The 18,385-nt window shown below is 70.7% G+C and carries 19 protein-coding genes and 1 tRNA gene; 12 read left to right on the top strand and 8 right to left on the bottom strand.

Annotated elements, in window-relative coordinates; translation table 11 throughout:
* Window positions 1–52: 52 nt before the first annotated feature.
* Complete coding sequence (locus tag ACFXP5_RS01610; RefSeq protein WP_394543245.1) at window positions 53–781, bottom strand: 3'-5' exonuclease; 729 nt, start codon at window positions 779–781, stop codon at window positions 53–55.
* A gap of 71 nt (window positions 782–852) precedes the next feature.
* Here ACFXP5_RS01610 and ACFXP5_RS01615 point away from each other — a divergent pair, with 71 nt between their 5' ends.
* A complete protein-coding gene (locus ACFXP5_RS01615) occupies window positions 853–1,746 on the top strand; it encodes an alpha/beta fold hydrolase (protein WP_394543246.1) in 894 nt (297 codons plus the stop codon).
* Here ACFXP5_RS01615 and ACFXP5_RS01620 read toward each other — a convergent pair.
* Window positions 1,706–2,269, bottom strand: coding sequence for a CGNR zinc finger domain-containing protein (locus ACFXP5_RS01620; protein ID WP_394526426.1), 564 nt, complete (start codon window positions 2,267–2,269; stop codon window positions 1,706–1,708). The two genes, ACFXP5_RS01615 and ACFXP5_RS01620, sit on opposite strands and share 41 nt — an antisense overlap.
* A 73-nt stretch (window positions 2,270–2,342) precedes the next feature.
* On the opposite strand from ACFXP5_RS01620, the gene ACFXP5_RS01625 reads away from it, so the two are divergent.
* Entirely contained in the window at window positions 2,343–3,329 is a 987-nt protein-coding gene (locus ACFXP5_RS01625) for an EamA family transporter (RefSeq protein ID WP_394526427.1), read from the top strand.
* Here ACFXP5_RS01625 and ACFXP5_RS01630 read toward each other — a convergent pair.
* The 3 genes from ACFXP5_RS01630 to ACFXP5_RS01640 are packed head-to-tail and all read right to left on the bottom strand — an operon-like array spanning window position 3,301 to window position 5,310.
* A complete protein-coding gene (locus tag ACFXP5_RS01630; protein WP_394526429.1) occupies window positions 3,301–3,774 on the bottom strand; it encodes an Lrp/AsnC family transcriptional regulator in 474 nt (157 codons plus the stop codon). The two genes, ACFXP5_RS01625 and ACFXP5_RS01630, sit on opposite strands and share 29 nt — an antisense overlap.
* A 27-nt stretch (window positions 3,775–3,801) precedes the next feature.
* Window positions 3,802–4,410 (bottom strand): histidine phosphatase family protein, encoded by a 609-nt coding sequence (locus ACFXP5_RS01635; RefSeq protein ID WP_394543247.1) that lies wholly within the window; start codon window positions 4,408–4,410, stop codon window positions 3,802–3,804.
* 9 nt (window positions 4,411–4,419) lie between these two features.
* Complete coding sequence (locus tag ACFXP5_RS01640) at window positions 4,420–5,310, bottom strand: Sir2 family NAD-dependent protein deacetylase (RefSeq protein WP_394526432.1); 891 nt, start codon at window positions 5,308–5,310, stop codon at window positions 4,420–4,422.
* A 94-nt stretch (window positions 5,311–5,404) separates the two neighbouring features.
* On the opposite strand from ACFXP5_RS01640, the gene ACFXP5_RS01645 reads away from it, so the two are divergent.
* Entirely contained in the window at window positions 5,405–6,214 is an 810-nt protein-coding gene (locus ACFXP5_RS01645; RefSeq protein ID WP_394543248.1) for a TrmH family RNA methyltransferase, read from the top strand.
* On the opposite strand, the gene ACFXP5_RS01650 is transcribed toward ACFXP5_RS01645, so the two are convergent.
* Complete coding sequence (locus tag ACFXP5_RS01650; protein ID WP_394543249.1) at window positions 6,211–7,080, bottom strand: SGNH/GDSL hydrolase family protein; 870 nt, start codon at window positions 7,078–7,080, stop codon at window positions 6,211–6,213. The genes ACFXP5_RS01645 and ACFXP5_RS01650 overlap by 4 nt on opposite strands.
* 79 nt (window positions 7,081–7,159) lie before the next feature.
* Here ACFXP5_RS01650 and ACFXP5_RS01655 point away from each other — a divergent pair, with 79 nt between their 5' ends.
* Window positions 7,160–9,025, top strand: a complete 1,866-nt coding sequence (locus ACFXP5_RS01655; protein WP_394543251.1) for a DEAD/DEAH box helicase — start codon at window positions 7,160–7,162, stop codon at window positions 9,023–9,025.
* A 121-nt stretch (window positions 9,026–9,146) separates the two neighbouring features.
* Window positions 9,147–10,223, top strand: a complete 1,077-nt coding sequence (locus tag ACFXP5_RS01660; RefSeq protein ID WP_394543253.1) for a VIT1/CCC1 transporter family protein — start codon at window positions 9,147–9,149, stop codon at window positions 10,221–10,223.
* 156 nt (window positions 10,224–10,379) lie between these two features.
* On the opposite strand, the gene ACFXP5_RS01665 is transcribed toward ACFXP5_RS01660, so the two are convergent.
* Window positions 10,380–10,464 (bottom strand) — tRNA-Leu (locus tag ACFXP5_RS01665).
* Window positions 10,465–10,583: 119 nt separating this feature from the next.
* Here ACFXP5_RS01665 and ACFXP5_RS01670 point away from each other — a divergent pair.
* Together ACFXP5_RS01670 and ACFXP5_RS01675 are read left to right on the top strand one after the other, a co-directional pair.
* Window positions 10,584–11,885, top strand: a complete 1,302-nt coding sequence (locus tag ACFXP5_RS01670) for a M20/M25/M40 family metallo-hydrolase (RefSeq protein WP_394543254.1) — start codon at window positions 10,584–10,586, stop codon at window positions 11,883–11,885.
* A gap of 9 nt (window positions 11,886–11,894) precedes the next feature.
* Window positions 11,895–12,725, top strand: coding sequence for an undecaprenyl-diphosphate phosphatase (locus tag ACFXP5_RS01675; protein WP_394543255.1), 831 nt, complete (start codon window positions 11,895–11,897; stop codon window positions 12,723–12,725).
* Between the two features lie 16 nt (window positions 12,726–12,741).
* Here the strand turns inward: ACFXP5_RS01675 and ACFXP5_RS01680 are convergent, their stop codons facing one another.
* Window positions 12,742–13,617, bottom strand: a complete 876-nt coding sequence (locus tag ACFXP5_RS01680) for a PAC2 family protein (protein ID WP_394543256.1) — start codon at window positions 13,615–13,617, stop codon at window positions 12,742–12,744.
* Between the two features lie 105 nt (window positions 13,618–13,722).
* On the opposite strand from ACFXP5_RS01680, the gene ACFXP5_RS01685 reads away from it, so the two are divergent.
* The 5 genes from ACFXP5_RS01685 to ACFXP5_RS01705 are packed head-to-tail and all read left to right on the top strand — an operon-like array spanning window position 13,723 to window position 18,373.
* Complete coding sequence (locus tag ACFXP5_RS01685) at window positions 13,723–14,421, top strand: HAD family hydrolase (protein WP_394543257.1); 699 nt, start codon at window positions 13,723–13,725, stop codon at window positions 14,419–14,421.
* On the top strand, window positions 14,418–15,425 hold the full coding sequence (locus ACFXP5_RS01690) for a tRNA (adenine-N1)-methyltransferase (RefSeq protein WP_394543258.1): 1,008 nt from the start codon (window positions 14,418–14,420) through the stop codon (window positions 15,423–15,425). Before ACFXP5_RS01685 ends, ACFXP5_RS01690 begins: the two co-directional genes overlap by 4 nt.
* Window positions 15,426–15,434: 9 nt before the next feature.
* Window positions 15,435–16,376: an FKBP-type peptidyl-prolyl cis-trans isomerase gene (locus ACFXP5_RS01695; RefSeq protein ID WP_394526449.1), complete on the top strand. Its 942-nt coding sequence runs from the start codon at window positions 15,435–15,437 to the stop codon at window positions 16,374–16,376.
* Between the two features lie 33 nt (window positions 16,377–16,409).
* Window positions 16,410–17,402, top strand: a complete 993-nt coding sequence (locus tag ACFXP5_RS01700; protein ID WP_394526451.1) for a helix-turn-helix transcriptional regulator — start codon at window positions 16,410–16,412, stop codon at window positions 17,400–17,402.
* Window positions 17,399–18,373, top strand: a complete 975-nt coding sequence (locus tag ACFXP5_RS01705; protein ID WP_394543259.1) for a helix-turn-helix transcriptional regulator — start codon at window positions 17,399–17,401, stop codon at window positions 18,371–18,373. The genes ACFXP5_RS01700 and ACFXP5_RS01705 overlap by 4 nt, the downstream gene beginning before the upstream one ends.
* Window positions 18,374–18,385 lie beyond the last annotated feature (12 nt).

Genomic DNA, 18,385 nt, shown 5'->3' on the forward strand with positions numbered 1-18,385 from the left:
TCGCCCGACCTCAGGCATCACAAGAAAGGCCCCGCTCCGGCGGGGCCTTTCGTCATCCATGCCGAATGGGCCAGCCGCCGTCGAGCGTCTCGTCGGGATCGATCCGCCCGATGCTGATGAAGTACTCCGTCAGGCTCGACGCCTGCGCCCGTGCCCACGCGATCTGCCGGGTGTGCAGCTCTTCCGCGGTCGGCGGCAGCCACGGGGCGAAGCGCTCGGCGAGAGCCTGCGCCACCCGGCCCGCGGCCACGGCGTCGGCGGAGGCCTGATGGGCGTCGTCGAGGCGCACGGCGTAGTGGGCGGCGACCACCGACAGGGTGCGTTTGCCTCGTCGCCAGCGGTCGTAGGCCTTGTCGACCACGAGCGGGTCGATCACCGGTGAGGGCCGCTCGATCGGTTCGACACCGTGGCGGAGCGCCTCGTATCGGAGCAGGGAGAAGTCGTAGGGCGCGTTGTAGGCGACGACCGGGATGCCTGCGGCGAAGAGCGCGCGGAGGGCCTCGACGACTTCGGCCACAACTTCGGGAGCCGCGCGTCCTGCCGCTCGCGCATGCTCGGTGGAGATGCCGTGGATCGCGCTCGCTCCTTCGGGGATGGCCACGCCAGGATCGGCCAGCCAGTCGCGCGCGTGCAGCACGCCGCCGTCGCCGTCGAGCAGACCGACGTGGGCGGTGACGGTCCGGTCGCTCGCGACGTCGATACCGGTCGTCTCGAGGTCGAAGACGCCCACGACGTGAGACCAGCGGGGGGCCTCGAACATCTCGAGCGGTTCGGGGGACATGCTCACACGGTAGGGGCGGCCGCCGACATCGCTTCGCAGGCGCTCCGCCGCCGCCCTCGTAGACTCGACGGGTGCCGAATCCCTACGCCGCCCTGCTCGATCGAGTGCCCGTGATCCGGCGGGAGATCGAGCTGCTCGGGTCGACGACCGTGTACTGGGAGTACGGCGCCGCAGACGCGCCGTCGACGCTGATCGCCGTGCACGGCTTCCGCGGCGAGCACCACGGCCTCGAGCCCGTCGTGGCCCATCTCGACGGGGTGCGAGTGCTCTCGCCCGATCTCCCGGGCTTCGGCGAGACGCCCCCGATCCCCGGGAGACAGCACGATCTCGACCTCTTCGTGGAGTGGCTGACCGCGTTCGCGGCGGCCACGGCGCCCGGAGCCACGGTGCTCGGGCACTCCTTCGGTTCGATCGTCGCCGCAGCCGCCGTCGCCGGCGGTCTGGACACCCCTTCGCTGGTGCTGGTGAATCCGATCGGGGCTCCGGCACTGGAGGGACCCCGCGGCATCCTGACCCGTCTCGCCGTGCTCTATTACGCCGCCGGCGCCCGCTTGCCGCAGGCCCTCGGCGATGCGCTGCTGCGCAATCGCATCATCGTGCGGGGGATGAGCGTCGCGATGGCGAAGACCCGCGACCCCGAGCTCCGCCAATTCGTCCACGAACAGCACGACGCGTACTTCTCACGCTTCGCCGACCGCGAGGTGCTGCACGACGCGTTCGTGACGTCGGTGTCGAACGACGTGCGGGCCTTCGCCCCCCGGATCGCGCAGCCCACGCTGCTGGTCGCGGCTCAGAAGGACGACATCACCCCGATCGAGGCCGAGCGCGAGCTCGCAACGCTGTTCCCGCGGGCCGAACTGGTCGAGATCGCCGACGTCGGCCACCTCATCCACTACGAGACCCCCGCGGTCGCGGCGGCCGCGATCACGCGGTTTCTGTCGCCTTCCGGCGCCGGTACGCGTTGACGTTCATGCGATTGCCGCAGTTGCCGGTGTCGCAGTAGCGCTTCGACTTGTTGCGCGAGAAATCCACGTAGACCGAGAGGCAGTCCTCCGCGTCGCACGTGCGCAGCCGGTCGTACTCGTCGGCGCGGATGACGTCGATCATGGCCATCGCCGTCTCGACGAGGATGCGCGTGTGCAGCGGCGCATCATCGCCGGTGGCGTGGATGTGCCACTGCTCGGAGCCGGCGTGGGAGACGAGCTGCGGCAGCGCCGAGCCGTCGCGCAGCATCGCGTTGACGAGGGGGACGGCGCCGTCGCGGTCCGCCGCCCAGAAGGCGTGGATGCGGTCGCGGATGCTGCGGACGGCGGCGAGCTCGTCGGTGTCGCGGTCGAGGCGACCGGTGTAGGGACGCGCATCGAGGAAGCGGTCGAGTTCGGCCACCGTCTGGAGGGTGTCGATGTCGTCGGTGGAGGTGCCGCGCAGCGTGTTCACGAGGGCGGCGGCGGCCTCGAGGGATACTTCGGTGTCATGGTTGAAAACCATGTTGACTCCTGACATCGTTCCCGGCTAGTGTCACCAGTGTACCCACCCCACACTCCTGACAGTCGGGACCGCCATGGCCACCACCCTGAACACCGCGACGCTGCCGGCAGTGCGACCCGCCGCGGCGGGCGGGCTCACCCTGGGGCTGCTGTCAGCACTCGCCTTCGCCTCGAGCGGGCCGGTGGTCAAGCCCCTGCTGGAGGGCGGCTGGTCGCTCGGAGCCGCCCTGCTGCTGCGGATGGCGGGGGCTGCCATCGTGCTGCTGCCGGCCGTGGTGAGCGCGGTCGTCCGCGACCGCTCGTTCCTGCTTCACTGGCGACTCATCGTCGGGTTCGGCTTCGCGGGCGTGGCGGGGTGTCAGCTGTTCTACTTCGCCGCGATGCAGCGGATCCCGGTCGGAGTCGCTCTGCTCATCGAGTACACCGCACCGATCCTGCTCGTCGGACTCGCCTGGGCGCGCACCCGCCGCACGCCCTCGCGGGTGGTGCTGCTGGGCTCGGCCGCGGCGATCACGGGACTCGTGCTGATGGTCGATGTGACGGGCGGGAGCTTCGACCTGCTCGGCACTCTCTTCGCTCTCGGCTCGGCGATCTGCCTCGCGAGCTACTTCGTGCTGTCCGCCCGCACCGGTGACACGATGCCGCCGCTCGCCTTCGCCGGGAGCGGCCTCATCATCGGCGCTGTGATCATGGCGATCCTGTGCGTCACCGGCGTGCTGCCGTTCGCCGCCCCCGCCGTCGACGTCGTGCTCGCCGGGGTCAGCCTGCCGTGGTTCGTGCCGATCACGTGGGTCATCCTCGTGGCCACCGTCTGCGGCTACGGCTTGGGCGTCATCGCCGCCTCGCGCATCGGTGCCCGCCTCGCGTCGTTCGTCGGTCTCACCGAGGCGCTGTTCGCCGTCGGTGTGGCCTGGCTGCTCATCGGCGAGGCGCCCGCCCCGGTTCAGCTGGTGGGTGGTGCGCTGATCCTCGGCGGCGTCGTGCTCGTTCGGCTCGACCCCGCGGGCACCGCTTCCCCGCGCGGGGAAGCGGCTATCGTGCCGGTCGTACCAGCTCCATGAGGGGCCGCACGCGGTAGCCGATCACCTCGCCCATGGCGAGCGAGGTCTCGGTGCGTTCCACACCGTCGATCGCGAGGATGCGGGCATCCGTGTCGAACAGGTGCTCCGCGTCGCGGCAGGCCACCCGCACGAGCAGGTCGACCTGGCCGCTGAGCCCGTGCGCCTGCACGACCTCCGGCACGAGGGACAGGGCCTCTTTGATCCGCGGCAGCTCGGCCTGACGCACCATCACGTTGATGAAGGCCTCGATCGGGAATCCGAGCGCATCGGGGGAGAGCACGCGCTCATAGGAGAGGAAGACGTTCTCCCGCTCGAGACGGGCCATGCGCGCCTGCACCGTGTTGCGGGACAGCCCGAGACGCTCGGCGAGCGCGACCACGGTCGCGCGGGGATCATCGGACAGGGCGCGCAACAGATCGAGGTCGACGGTGTCGAGAGCGGTCATGTCGCGAAACGCTAGCAGGATGCGCGACTAGGAGATCGCCGCGCCCTCGTACGAGACGAGCCGCAGACGATCGCCGTCGATGAGGAACGTGTGGGCCGATCCGTTCGGCAGGCGCTCCCCGGGGCGGGGATGGTCGCCGTCCGTGGCGGCGCGGATGACCTCGCGGATGAGGGCGCCGTGCGACACGACCACCAGCGCGGGCTCGGCGGGGGCAGTCGCGGTGCGGGCGTGCTCAATGATCTCGCGCAGGCTCTCCAGCGCGCGATCGCGCACCTCGTCGCCGGTCTCAGCGCCCGGGACGACCGAGGTGGTGCCGTCGCCCCAGCGCTTGCGGAAATCCACGACGCTCATGCCCTCGGCCTCGCCGTAGGCCTTCTCGCGCACGCCCGGGTAGCGGGCCGGCGTGGCGGCGCCGAGTTCGGCGGCGATGAGGTCGGCGGTCTCGGCAGCGCGCGAGAGGTCGCTCGAGACGACCACCACCGGGGCGTCGGCGTCGAGCGTCGAGCGCAAGGCGGCGCCGGCGGCACGGGCCTGGCGGCGACCGGTGTCGTTGAGGGGGATGTCGGTCGAGCCCTGGATGCGCCCGTCGAGGTTCCAGTCGGTCTCGCCGTGGCGTACGAGGGTCAGGATCGTCACGCCTCGAGCCTACCGAGCCGTTCCGGTGCCCTCGGCCGCGTCCGCCGCATCCCGCGACGGCGTCAGGACGTCGGCGAACGCCGTGAGCACCTCGCTCGTGCCCGCGTCGATCTTGACCGTGGCACGCGCGTCGACCTTCGTCGCCCCGCGGTTCACGATCACGACCGGGAGTCGCCGACGACGGGCGCGCTCGACGAGACGGATGCCGGAGTTGACGACCAGCGACGAGCCGGCGACGAGAAGCGCATCGCTGGAGGCGATCAGCTGTTCGGCCTCGCGGAACTTCTCGGTCGGGATGTACTCGCCGAAGAAGACCACGTCGGGCTTCAGCATGCCGCCGCACACCGTGCAGTCGGGGATGCGGAAACCATCGACGCTCTCGGGCCGCACGTCGCCGTCCGGACCGAGGATGACGTCGGCGCCGACGCTGAGCCAGGGGTTGTCGGCCTCGACCCGCGCCGCGAGGTCGCGACGGTCGAACACCTGTCCGCAGTGCAGACAGAACACGCGGCGCATCGTGCCGTGCAGTTCCACCACGCGGTGACTTCCCGCGCGCAGGTGCAGGCCGTCGACGTTCTGCGTGATGACGCCGCGGGCCACCCCGCCTTCCTCGAGGCGGGCGAGGGCGCGGTGACCGTCATTGGGCTGGGCGGCAGCGAAGGTGTACCAGCCCAGATGGCTGCCCACCCAGTAGCGGCGGCGCGCATCGTCGCTGGAGAGGAACTGCTGCACGGTCATCGGGGTGCGCACCGGAGCGCCCTGCCCTCGGTAGTCGGGGATGCCGGAATCGGTGGAGACCCCAGCGCCGGTGACCACCGCGACGGAGCGGCCGGCGAGGGCTTCGAGCGCTCGATCGAAGGCGCTGCGCGCGACAGCATCCAACTCTTCGATCGTCGACATCCGTTCACCCCCTTCGCCGTTTCGAGTGTAGGCGTGCACGCGAGCGGGCCGGACGGATGACAGAGTGGGAGGCAGAGACGGGGGACCCCCACCCATGCGCACCATCCGCATCGACGAGGCCGACGACGCGCGTCTGGCCGACTACCGCCACCTCACCGACGTGGCCCTGCGCCGCATCTCGGAACCGGCCGGTGGGCTGTACATCGCCGAGTCGGCGAAGGTGATCCGCCGCGCATTACGTGCCGGGCACCGACCGCGATCGGTCCTGGTGCAGGAGAAGTGGCTCGAGGATGCCGAGGACATCCTGGCCGCTGTCGACGGCGAGGTCGACGTGTACGTGGTGCCGGCCGCCGTCGCCGAGGACGTCACCGGCTACGCCGTGCACCGCGGCGTGCTCGCGGCGATGCACCGGCCGCCCGAGCTCTCCGTGGCCGAGGTCGTGCGCGATGCCCGCCTGGTCGTCGTGCTCGAGGACATCGTCGATCACACCAACGTGGGGGCGGCTTTCCGCAGCGCCGCTGCCCTCGGCGCCGACGCCGTGCTGGTGTCGGCACGCTGCGCCGATCCGCTGTATCGCCGCAGCGTGCGCGTCAGCATGGGCACCGTCTTCCAGGTCCCATGGACGCGACTGCCGGAGGGCGACGCCGCAATCACCGCTCTGCACGAGGCCGGGCTGCACGTCGCGGCCCTCGCCCTCGCCGACGGCGCCGTACCGCTCGACGAGTTCGCGGCCGACCCGCCGGAGCGCATCGCGCTGATGCTGGGCGCCGAGGGCGACGGCCTGAGCCGACGTGCCCTCGCCGCGGCCGACACGGTCGTGACCATCCCGATGGGCGGCGACGTCGACTCGCTCAACGTGGCGGCCGCCTCCGCCGTGGCGCTCTGGGCGCTGCGCCGACCCTAGGTGCGGGGCTCGGCGCTGTCCGAGTCTTCGGCGGCATCCGGCGAGAGGAACAGCACGGGCGTCGGCTCGGGGCGCTTGGCGTGCACGAAATCGCCCGAGGACTTGTGGCGCAGGCGCCGCGACACCCAGGGCATGAGGTAGGCCCGAGCCCAGACGAGGTCCTTCTCCCGCGCGGCGCGCCAGGTGGTCAGCGGCAGCGGGTCGGGCTGCATCGGCTGCAGGTCGTTCGGCACGTTCAGCGTGCGCAGCACCATGCGCGCCACCTCGTGATGTCCGAGCGGGTTCATGTGCAGGCGGTCGTCGTCGAAGAACCGCATGTCCTGGATCTGCTTGAGCCCCCACTGATCGGCGACGATCGCGTCGTACTTCGCGGCGATCGCGCGGATGTTCTCGTTGAAGATCGCCACCTTGCCGCGGATGCCCCGGAAGACGGGCGTGAAGTTGGTGTCGATCCCGGTGAACACCACGACGCTCGCACCGCCGGAGGACAGGCGCACCACCGCGTCCTCGAGCTTCTCGGCGACCACGTCGGGATCGGTGCCGGGGCGGATCACGTCGTTGCCGCCGGCGGAGATGCTGATGAGGTCGGGCTGGAGGGCCAGGGCGGGGTCGATCTGGTCGGCGGCGATCTGGGCGATCAACTTGCCGCGGACGGCGAGGTTGGCGTACGCGAAGTCGTCCACCTGCGAGGCGAGCACTTCGGCGACACGGTCGGCCCAGCCGCGGTGGCCGTCGGGTGAACCGGGCTCGGGGTCGCCGATGCCCTCGGTGAACGAGTCGCCCAGGGCGACGTAGCGACGCCACGGGTGGGCCGCGGGCACGGTTCTGCCGGACTCGGGGCTCGGCGGATCGGGTTCGAATGTCATCGCTTCCTCCACAGCCAGGCTAGCGGGGGTGGGGTCGCCTATCGTGGATGTTCGCGCCAAAGCGACCGGAAGGAGGAACGTGGACGACGACACCCTCACGGACCTCCCCGACACGAGCGAGAGCGACGCGCACTTCGGCAGCTTCGCCGCCGAGCACCTCTCCCCGACGTACCCGCAGCGGGCTCCGTGGGGAACCGCGCAGCGGCTGCGCGCCTGGCAGGCCGAGGCGCTCGACGTGTACTTCGGCGCCGACGGCCCCGACGGGGTGGGCAAAGGCCCCCGCGACTTCCTCGCCGCGGCGACCCCGGGGGCCGGAAAGACGACCTTCGCGCTGCGCCTGGCGAGCGAACTGCTGCGTCGCAACGTGATCGACCGCATCGTGGTCGTCGCCCCGACGGAGCACCTCAAGACGCAGTGGGCGGATGCTGCCGCGCGGGCGTCCATCCGACTCGATCCCGCCTTCAGCAACCGCCACTCGGTTCCCTCGCGGCAGTATCAAGGCGTGGCGGTGACCTACGCGCAGGTCGCCACGAAAGCATCCGTCCACCACGACCTGATCATGAACGCGCGCACCCTCGTGATCCTCGACGAGGTGCACCACGGCGGCGACGCGCTCAGCTGGGGCGACGCGCTGCGCGAGGCCTACGGCCGGGCGACGCGCCGCCTGCTGCTGTCGGGCACGCCGTTCCGCAGCGATACCGCCCCGATCCCGTTCGTGGAGTACCACCCCGACGAGCACGGCATCCGCATCTCCCGCAGCGACTACGCCTACGGCTACCGGCGGGCGCTCGAGGACGGGGTCGTGCGCCCCGTGCTGTTCCTCGTCTACGCGGGGCAGATGCGCTGGCGCACCAAGGCCGGCGAGGAGATGGAAGCCCAGCTCGGCCAGGACAACACGAAGGACATCACCTCCCAGGCGTGGCGGACGGCGCTGGATCCGAACGGGGAGTGGATCCCCGCGGTGTTGCGCTCGGCCGACCGCCGCCTCACTGAGGTGCGGGAGCAGGTGCCCGACGCCGGCGGACTCGTGATCGCGACCGACCAGACCGCCGCGCGTGCCTATGCCGCGATCCTCGAGGGCCTCACCGGCGAGACCCCGACCGTGGTGCTCTCCGACGAAGTGGAGGCCTCGTCGCGCATCGAGACCTTCTCGCAGGGCGATAGCCGATGGATGGTCGCCGTCCGCATGGTGTCGGAGGGGGTCGACGTGCCGCGCCTCGCGGTGGGCGTGTACGCGACCTCGGCGTCGACCCCGCTCTTCTTCGCCCAGGCGATCGGCCGTTTCGTGCGTGCCCGCCGGCGCGGTGAGACCGCGAGCGTCTTCCTGCCCCACGTCCCCTCCCTGCTCGCCCTCGCCGGTGAGATGGAGCGCCAACGCGACCACGCCCTCGATCGCGACAGCGAGGGCGACGAGTGGAACGCCGAAGAAGACCTGATGGACGCTGCGGAGCGCGAGGACAAGGCCTCCGACGCCCTCGAGCAGGAGTTCACGTTCCAGGCCATCGGCTCGCTCGCGCACTTCGACCGGGTGCTCTTCGACGGTCAGGAGTTCGGTCAGCTCGCCACCCCCGGCACCCCGGAGGAGGAGGAGTTCCTCGGCATTCCGGGCCTGCTCGAGCCCGAGCACGTGCACGAGGTGCTCATGGCGCGCCAGGCCAAGCAGGGCAGGCACCGCTCGGCGAGGGAGACCCGCGAGCGCGACACCGCAGCATCCACCGACGCGCCTGCCGAACCCGAGTTGCCGCAGGCCCTGCACCGCACGCTGAAGGAGCAGCGACAGCTGCTCAACAGCCTCGTCGGGCTCTACGCGCGCCAGAGCGGCGAACCGCACGGCATGGTCCACGCCGAACTGCGACGCATCTGCGGCGGCCCTGCCGTCTCGCACGCCACCGTCGCGCAACTGCAGGCGCGCATCGAGGTGCTGCGCCGCCGGGTGCACGCGTGACCGGTCGGCTCGTTTCCGCTCGCTGATTCGGAGGCCCGAAATGCTGTCAATCGGGGCTTTTCGGGCAGGGGCGCTCACGCTCGTCGTTAGCGTGGAGTGAACCCCGATGAAGGAACGAACCGTGACCACGCCCCCCACTTCGCGTGACCGCCGGCGCTGGACGAGATACCTCGTCGAGGAACGCGCCGAGGCGCGCGTGTACCGCGAACTCGCCGCACGACGCACCGGCGAGGAGCGCAGCATCCTGCTGGCCCTGGCCGACGCCGAAGGCCGACACGAGGCGCACTGGGTGGAGCTGCTCGGCGGCGAGCCGGACCGACTCCCCGCCCCGGCGCTCGGACAGCGCCTGCTCGGCTGGATGGCGAGCCGCTTCGGCTCGATCTTCGTGCTCGCCCTCGCCCAGAACGCCGAAGCCCGCTCGCCGTACGACGACGAGCCCAACGCGACGGCGGCTATGGCGGCGGACGAGAAGGTGCATCACGAGGTCGTTCGGGGCCTCGCCGCCCGCGGTCGCCGCCGACTCTCGGGCACGTTCCGCGCCGCCGTGTTCGGGGCGAACGACGGCCTGGTATCGAACCTGGCACTGGTCATGGGCATCGGTGCCACGGGTGTGGCACCGGGATTCGTGCTCTTCAGCGGAATCGCTGGCCTGCTCGCAGGCGCCCTGTCGATGGGGGCGGGCGAGTTCGTGTCGGTGCGATCGCAGCGCGAGATGCTCGATGCCACCGAACCGAGCGACTTCGCCGACGACGCCATCCCGCACCTCGACATCGACGCCAACGAGCTCGCGCTCGTCTATCGCACCCGGGGGATGCCCGAGGCGGAGGCACAGGAACGCGCCCGCAGCGCGGTCGAAGCATCCCGCCTTCCGGACAACGCCAACCCGCGCGCGCACGAACCCACCGGCGACCACGAGATCGTGGGCGGGGCGTGGGGCGCGTCGATCTCGAGCTTCCTCTTCTTCGCCTCCGGCGCCATCATCCCGGTGCTCCCGTGGCTGTTCGGACTCTCGGGCGTGGCGGCCGTCGTGCTCGCCCTCGCGCTCGTGGGGCTCGCGCTCCTCGGCACCGGCGCGATGGTCGGGCTGCTGTCGGGCGCGCCGCCGCTGCGCCGCGCCCTGCGCCAGCTGCTGATCGGCTACGGCGCCGCCGCGGTGACCTACGTGCTCGGCCTGCTCTTCGGCGTCTCCGCCGCCTGAACGCCCCGAGAAACCACTTCTGGGCTCAGACGCACCGCCTGGCGGCGTTTCCCAGCCAGATGTGAGTTTCTCGGTCGGCGCACCGGCGCCCCGCCTGAGCCAGGCACGTGCCGAGCGCACGAAAAAGGGCCCCTTTCGGGACCCTGTTTCGTTCTGTGCGCGAGGGGGGACTTGAACCCCCACGCCCTATCCGGGCACTAGCACCTCAAGCTAGCGCGTCTACCTATTCCGCCACCCGCGCATTGGGTGTTTCTCGGCTTTGCAACCGAGGATCGACATTACCACGTCCGCCGACCCGCCACGAAACCGGCCCCCGAACGACGGCACGAGGAGTCCTCCGACGCCCGGTAGCGTAGGCGCATGCCCACGCCCGTCGACGGCCTCCCCGAGGTCGCCCTCATCGCCGCGGACCTCATCCGTTTCGACACGTCGAACTTCGGCGGCGGCCGCGCGAACGGCGAGCGCGAGGCGGCGGAATACGTCGGCGCCTACCTCGAGAGCCTCGGCCTCGCACCCGAGTACTACGAGCCGATCCCGCGGCGCACGAACGTCTGGGCGCGCGTGGCGGGCAAGAACCCCGACAAGCCCGCGCTGATCCTGCACGGCCACCTCGACGTCGTCCCCGCCATCGCGGAGGACTGGAGCGTCGATCCGTTCGCCGGTGAGATCCGGGACGGGATGCTGTGGGGCCGCGGCGCCGTGGACATGAAGAACATGGATGCGATGATCCTCACTTCGGTCGCGGAACTGCTGCGGGCGGGGGAGCAGCCAGAACGCGACCTCATCCTCGTCTTCTTCGCCGACGAGGAGAACGGGGGCGTCGAGGGGTCGGCCCTCGTCGTGCGGGACCGCCCGGAGTGGTTCGCGGGAGCGACCGAGGCCATCAGCGAGGTCGGCGGCTACTCGATCGAAGTCTCGGACCGCCGGGCGTACCTGCTGCAGGTGGGCGAGAAAGCTCTCATCTGGATGAAGCTCATTGCACGCGGCCGGGCCGGCCACGGCAGCCGCCTGCACGAGGACAACGCGATCATCACCCTCGCCGAGGCCGTGGCGCGCCTCGGCCGCACCGCCTGGCCGGTGAGTCTCACCGACACCACCACCCGCTTCCTCGAAGAACTCGAGGCGCTGAGCGGTGTGGCGGGCGAAGACCCCGACGAACTCACGGCGCGCGCCGGCGCAGCATCCGCCTTCCTCCGCTCCACCCTCCGCACGACGACCAATCCCACCGGGCTCACGGCGGGCTACAAGCACAACGTGATCCCCGATCGCGCCGAGGCGCTCATCGACGTGCGCGTGCTGCCCGGCACCGAAGACGCCGCGATCGCGCAGATCCAGGCGATCGTGGGCGACGAGGTGTCGATCGAGATCGTGCACCAGGACGTCGGCCTCGAGGTGCCCTTCGCGGGCGACCTCGTCGACGCGATGGTGGCGAGCCTCGGCCGCCACGACCCGGGCGTTCCCGTCATCCCGTACCTCCTCGGGGCGGGCACCGACAACAAGGCGCTGGCCGCCCTCGACATCCGGGGGTACGGGTTCGCGCCGTTGCGTCTGCCCGCCGGTCTGGACTTCACCGGCATGTTCCACGGGGTCGACGAGCGTGTGCCCGTCGATGCGCTCGTGTTCGGACAGCGGGTGTTGACCGATCTCATCCGGACGTACTGAGAGGCGCACATGCAGATCATCGAGGCGATCATCCTGGGGCTGGTCCAGGGACTGACGGAATTCCTGCCGATCTCCTCCTCCGCGCACCTGCGCATCGTGGGGGAGTTCCTGCCGTCGGCCACGGATCCGGGAGCGACCTTCACCGCGATCACGCAGCTGGGCACCGAGCTTGCCGTGCTGCTGTACTTCCGCAAGAAGATCGTGCGCATCATCTCGCGGTGGGCGCAGTCGCTCGCCGGCAGAGTGCCGCGCAACGACCCCGACGCGCGCATGGGGTGGCTCGTGATCATCGGGACCCTGCCGATCGGCATCCTGGGTTACGCGTTCCAGGACGTCATCCGTGACACGTTCCGCAACCTCTGGCTCGTGGCGATCGTGCTCATCGTCTTCGGTCTGCTGCTGGGCGCGGCCGACCGGTGGGGCTCCCGCACCCGGGAGATGGACGACATGACCTTCCCGAGCGGTATCGCGATCGGTTTCGCGCAAGCACTCGCCCTGATACCGGGCGTCTCGCGCTCGGGAGCAACCACGACCCTCGCCCTTGCGCTCGGGTACACCCGCACCGCCGCGGCGGAGTACGCGTTCCTGCTCGCCGTGCCCGCCGTGTTCGGCAGCGGGCTCTACGAGCTGCAGCAGAGCTTCCAAGAGCCGGGCGGACCCTACGGGGGAGTGGAGACCGCCATCGCGACGGTCGTCGCGTTCGGCGTCGGACTCGCGGTGATCGCGTTCCTCATGCAGTACCTCAAGCGCGGCAGCTTCCTGCCGTTCGTGATCTACCGCGTGCTGCTCGGCATCGCGCTCATCGTCCTGCTCGCCACGGGCGTGCTGCAGGCGACCTGAGTCTCAGCGGCGCGGCTCAGCGGCGCGGTGCGGGCGGGTCGTCGCGCCCGGGCTTGGTGGGCCCGTCGCCGCCGCGGCGGAGGTAGCGCTCGAACTCCTGCGCGATCGCGTCGCCCGAGGCCTCGGGGGAGTCCCAGGTGTCGCGGGTCTGCTCCAGCTGACGGATGTACTCCGTCATCTCCTCATCGTCGGCCGCGGCCGCGTCGATGGATGCTTCCCACGCGGCGGCTTCGACCGACAGGCCCGCGCGCGGCACTTCGGCGCCGCTGACATCCTCCAGCCGGTCGAGGAGGGCGAGGGTGGCTTTCGGGGAGGGCGTGTGGCCGGCGACGTAGTGCGGCACGTTCGCCCAGAGGGACGCGGTGGGGATGCCCGCGGTTTCGGCGGCGTCGGTGAGCACGGACAGGATGCCGACGGGCCCCTCGTACGAGCTGCGCTCGAGGCCGAGCTGCAGGCGCACGTTCTCGTTCTCACTGCCGGAGAAGACGGAGATCGGGCGGGTGTGCGGCACGTCCGACATCATCGAGCCGAGGGTGACGAAGCCGGTGATGTCCTCGCGCAGCGCGACGTCGACGAATTCGCTCGCGAAGGCCTGCCACGCCCGGGCGGGCTCCACCCCGGTCAGCAGCCACAGCTGCGTGCCGGAACGAGTGGTCTTGCGCGGACGCAGCAAGGTGGCCTCGGGCCACTTCAGCGACCGGCCGCCCTCACCGTCGGCGACGACCTGCGGGCGCGTGTACTGGTAGTCGAAGTAGAGCTCCGGATCGGCGGAGAACACAGGCTCGTATTCGCCCTGCTCACGGAGCAGTGCGATCGCGGCCGAGGCAGCTTCTCCCGCATCGTTCCATCCGTCGAATGCGGATACGAGAACTCGGCGACCCAGTGCTTCCACGCAACCTCCTCAGCCCCCAGCGGGGTCACTCAAGGATAGGTGCATCCGGCCTCCGCGAGGTCGCTCCCCACGGTGGCGTCCCAGCCGCCCGGATAGGATCGAGGGATGACCCGATCCCTTCCCGCGGCCGTCCTGTGGGACATGGACGGCACTCTCGTGGACACCGAGCCCTATTGGATGGCGGCGGAAACGCCCCTCGTCGAGAGCTTCGGGGGCACCTGGTCGCACGAGCAGGCACTGGGTCTCGTGGGCCTGGGACTCGAGGATTCCGCGCGCATCTTCCAGAACGCGGGGGTGCGTCTCGCGGTGCACGAGATCATCGACCACCTGACCGACGAGGTGATGCGGCGGTTGGCCGAGACCGGGGTGCCGTTCCGTCCGGGAGCGCGGGAACTGCTCGCCGAGCTGAAGGCGGCCGGTGTGCCGACGGCGCTCGTGACCATGTCGATGCGGCGGATGGCCGATCATGTGGTGAACCTGATGGGGTTCGACGCGTTCGACCTCGTCGTCGCCGGTGACGACGTCGAGCGCCCCAAGCCGTTCCCCGATCCGTACCTGCAGGCCTGCGCCGCACTCGGCGTCGACCCGCTCGACACCATTGCGATCGAGGATTCGCCGAACGGTCTGCGCTCTGCGGTCGCGAGCGGAGCCGTGAGCCTCGGGGTGCCGCTCATGCTTCCCCTCGAAGGAGTCGGCGCGCACGCGCTCTGGCCGACGCTCGAGGGCCGCACGCTCGACGACCTCATCGCCCTGCACCGCACCCACCGCAGCAGCGAGAACGTGACGGCGGTGAGCGCACCGTGAGCGAGATCCCCCACCTCAGCGGTCCGTTCCGCGTCGGCGACCGCGTGCAGCTGACGGGCCCGAAGGGGCGCATGCATACGATCACCCTGCGCGACGGCGGCGAGCTGCACACCCACAACGGGGTGCTGCGGCACGAGACTCTCGTCGGCCAGCCCGACGGTACGGTCGCCGTCAACAGCGCCGGACACGAATATCTCGCCCTGCGGCCGCTCCTGCGCGACTTCGTCATGTCGATGCCGCGGGGCGCGGCGATCGTCTACCCCAAGGATGCCGCGCAGATCCTCGCCCAGGCCGACGTCTTCCCGGGCGCGGTCGTGGTGGAAGCGGGCGTCGGTTCGGGTGCCCTGTCGCTCTGGCTGCTGCGCGCCATCGGACCCGCGGGCCGCCTGATCTCGTTCGAACGCCGCGAGGAGTTCGCCGAGGTCGCCCGAGCCAATGTCGACACCTACCTCGGCGCGCCGCCGCCGACGTGGGAGGTCGTCGTCGGCGACCTCGTCGAGCAGCTCCCCGAGGCGGTCGCTCCCGGATCGGTCGACCGCGTCATCCTCGACATGCTCGCGCCGTGGGAATGCATCGACGTCGCAGCCGACGCCCTCACCCCCGGCGGCGTGGTGCTCTGCTACGTGGCGACCGCCACCCAGCTCTCCCGGGTGGCGGAGTACCTCCGCGCGACCGGATTGTTCACCGAGCCCGACGCGAACGAGACGATGGTGCGCGGGTGGCATGTCGAAGGCCTCGCCGTTCGTCCTGATCACCGGATGATCGCTCACACCGGCTTCCTCATCACCGCCCGTCGCCTGGCCCCCGGCGCTGTCGCGCCCGAGCAGAAGCGCCGCGCGTCGAAGTCGAGCTACGGCGACGAGGACGTGGAGCTGTGGACGCCGGGTGCCGTGGGCGACCGGCAGATCACCGACAAGAACCTCCGCAAACGCGTGCGCGAGGCGCAGAAGGCGGCCGACGGCGTGCGCCAGGCGACGCAGGATGCTTCGGACACGAACCCATAGACTGATCCGGTGCGCAGAATCCCCGTTCTCCTGGCTGTGACCGCTCTCGTCGGTGTCGGTCTCGTCGGTTGCTCGTCCGCTGCTCCCGCGTCCTCGTGCGACGCCCTCCCGAGCGACGCTCCCGGGGTGTCCGACCTCATCGATGTCTCCGGCGAGAGCGACGTGCGTCCTGCCGTGACCGTGCGCACCCCGTTCTACGTGTCCGACACCACGGCGTACGCCCTCACCCCGGGTGACGGCGCACGGATCACCGACGACAGCCAGATGGTCGCTCTCGACATCTCGCTGTTCAGCGGTGAGACCGGCGAGTCGCTCGTGTCGACCTCCTACGACGACGGCGCCATCGAACCGATCGCGCTGTCGCAGTGGTCGCAGACGTTCCCGACCCTCCCCACGGCGCTGGACTGCGCCGCCGAGGGCTCCCGGGTCGTCGTCGCCCTCCCCGCGTCGGCCATCGCGCCCGAAGCCCTCGCCGGGCTCGGACTCGAAGAGGGCGATTCCGCGGTCGCCGTCGTCGATGTGCGCCGCGCCTACCTGCCCCGCGCCGACGGTGCCGACCAGTTCACCGACGCGCACGGCCTGCCCACGGTCGTTCGGGCACCCGACGGGCGTCCCGGCATCATCATCCCCGACACCGAGGCTCCGACCGACCCCGTGGTCGAGGAGCTCAAGAAGGGTGATGGCGCGGCCGTCGCCGAGGACTCCACCGCGCTGATCCACTTCACCTCCGTCAGCTGGGACGACCCCCAGGGCACGGTCGAATCGACGTGGGACGCCGAGCCGATCGCCGCCACGCTCGATGCCGTGCCGCCCGTGATCGCCGACGCCCTCAACGGCGCGACGGTGGGATCCCAGCTGCTCGTCGTGCAGCCGGCCTCCGACGGTTCGGACGGTGCCACGGCATCCGATACCGCTCTCGTCTACGTCATCGACATCCTCGGCGTCGAATAAGCGTTCGAACGCTCCCGCCCCTAGGATGGGCAGGTGTCCTCGCCCGCTTCGAAGAACGCGCCCGAAGAGCGGCTCGTCAATCTCGTCGTCGCGCTCATGGCCACCGAGCAGGGTCTGACGAAAGACACGATCCTCTCGTCCGTGGCGGGATACCGCGAGCAATCCGAAGCGGGTGCGTCCAAGGACGCCCTGGAGAAGATGTTCGAGCGCGATAAAGAGAGCCTGCGCGGTCTCGGCGTGCCGATCGAGACGATCGGCGATCACGCCGACCCCGACGACCTGCGTGAGGCGCGCTATCGCGTGCCGACGGCGGAGTACGAGCTCCCCGCCGACATCTCCTTCACCCCGGCCGAGGTGGCCTTGCTCAACCTGGCGGGCGGGGTGTGGGGGTCGGAGTCCCTGTCGACCGACGCCCGCAGCGGCCTCCGCAAGATCCGCGCCCTCGGCATCGCCGTGGACGAGCCGATCATCGGTTACGCGCCTCGCATCAGCCTGCGCGAGGCCTCGTTCGCGCCGCTGCAGCGAGCGATCGAGACCGGCCGCGTCGTGGAGTTCCCGTACCTCCGACCGGGGGAGGAGCGCCCGCGCTCACGTCGCATCCGCCCCCTGGCCTTGGTGGAGTACGAAGCGCGCTGGCACGTCTACGGCCACGACCTCGGCCTCGATGCGGAACGCACGTTCCTGCTGTCGCGCATCGTCGGCGATGTCGTGGTGACCCGCGAATCCTTCGACGCGGCGCTGCGCCGAGGCGCCGGCGCGAAGGCGCTGAGCGGCCTGCGCGAGGTGGCTGCCCGCAACACCGCGCTGCTCGAGGTGCATCCGGGCACGGAGGCCGCGCTGCGCCTCGCCCGTCGCGGCGAAGCCGCGGAGCAGGGGATCCGCGTTCCCTACGTCGACGTCCACGTCTTCGCTGACGAGATCGCCTCCTACGGGCCGGAGGTGCGCGTGGTCGAACCCGCGCAACTCCGCGAGCAGGTCATTGCGCGGCTCGAGGCCACGGCGCGCCTGCACGGAGCCGCCTCATGAACGCCCGCGCCCTGCTCGCCACCGACCGCGCAGCCCTCATGCTGCAGCTCGTGCCCTATCTCGTGGGCAAGGGTGAGGTGTCGATCGCCGAAGCCGCCGACGAGTTCGACGTCACGCCCGACCAGATGCGCGCGATGGTCGAGAAGCTCACCGTCATCGGTCGACCCGGAGACGGCGGATTCTGGCAATTGCCGCACGATCTGTTCGACATCGACTGGGATCTGCTCGATGAGCGCGACCTGATCGTCATCACCAACACGGTCGGCCTGGAACGTGCTCCCCGGTTGACCGCGCGGGAGGCGGCGGCCCTGCTTGCCGGCCTGCAGCTGGCACGCACCGTGCCGGGGGTCGGCGACAGCCAGCTCGTCACGGGGCTTCTGGCGAAGCTCGCTCGGGGGGCCTCGGCCGCGCCCGCCGACGTGATCGTCGCCCCCGGTCCGGTCGACGGCGTGCGCGATGTCGTCGACCATGCCCTGCGGCGCGGCGTCGCGGTGTCGTTCACCTATCAGGCACCGGATGCGGCTCCCACGACGCGTACTGTCGACCCGGTCAAGGTGCACATCGCCAGCGGGCAGTGGTACCTGCAGGGTTGGTGCCATCTGCGCGAAGCGATGCGCACCTTCCACCTCGAGCGGGTGAGCGACGTCGCTCTCACCGAGATCCCCATCAGCCACGCGACGGAACCCGTTCCCGAGCTGTTCGCCCCGGGGGAGAACGATTCCGACTCCCGGGTGCGCTTCACCGCCACCCTTGCGCCGCTCCTCGGCGACTACCTCGATCGCGCCGCGGTCGAGACGGAGGGCGCCCTGTCGGTGGCCACCCTGCGCGTGGCCGACGAGCACAGCCTCAAGCGTCTCGCCGCCCGCCGGGGCGGCCAGTTGGAGATCCTCGACCCGCCGGCCGCCCGCCGCGCTGCCGCGTCGTGGGCCCTTGCCGGTCTCGCCCAGTATCGCGACGCGCCGCGACCGTAGCGTCTTGACCGC

Source organism: Microbacterium hanjuni, from assembly GCF_043556395.1.
Taxonomy (GTDB): Bacteria; Actinomycetota; Actinomycetes; order Actinomycetales; family Microbacteriaceae; genus Microbacterium.

Bases quoted from the DNA above. Each gene is read 5' to 3' on its own strand.
- ACFXP5_RS01610 (WP_394543245.1), bottom strand. From the start codon at position 781: ATGTCCCCCGAACCGCTCGAGATGTTCGAGGCCCCCCGCTGGTCTCAC.
- ACFXP5_RS01620 (WP_394526426.1), bottom strand. From the start codon at position 2,269: ATGGTTTTCAACCATGACACCGAAGTATCCCTCGAGGCCGCCGCCGCC.
- ACFXP5_RS01625 (WP_394526427.1), top strand. From the start codon at position 2,343: ATGGCCACCACCCTGAACACCGCGACGCTGCCGGCAGTGCGACCCGCC.
- ACFXP5_RS01630 (WP_394526429.1), bottom strand. From the start codon at position 3,774: ATGACCGCTCTCGACACCGTCGACCTCGATCTGTTGCGCGCCCTGTCC.
- ACFXP5_RS01640 (WP_394526432.1), bottom strand. From the start codon at position 5,310: ATGTCGACGATCGAAGAGTTGGATGCTGTCGCGCGCAGCGCCTTCGAT.
- ACFXP5_RS01645 (WP_394543248.1), top strand. From the start codon at position 5,405: ATGCGCACCATCCGCATCGACGAGGCCGACGACGCGCGTCTGGCCGAC.
- ACFXP5_RS01650 (WP_394543249.1), bottom strand. From the start codon at position 7,080: ATGACATTCGAACCCGATCCGCCGAGCCCCGAGTCCGGCAGAACCGTG.
- ACFXP5_RS01670 (WP_394543254.1), top strand. From the start codon at position 10,584: ATGCCCACGCCCGTCGACGGCCTCCCCGAGGTCGCCCTCATCGCCGCG.
- ACFXP5_RS01675 (WP_394543255.1), top strand. From the start codon at position 11,895: ATGCAGATCATCGAGGCGATCATCCTGGGGCTGGTCCAGGGACTGACG.
- ACFXP5_RS01685 (WP_394543257.1), top strand. From the start codon at position 13,723: ATGACCCGATCCCTTCCCGCGGCCGTCCTGTGGGACATGGACGGCACT.
- ACFXP5_RS01705 (WP_394543259.1), top strand. From the start codon at position 17,399: ATGAACGCCCGCGCCCTGCTCGCCACCGACCGCGCAGCCCTCATGCTG.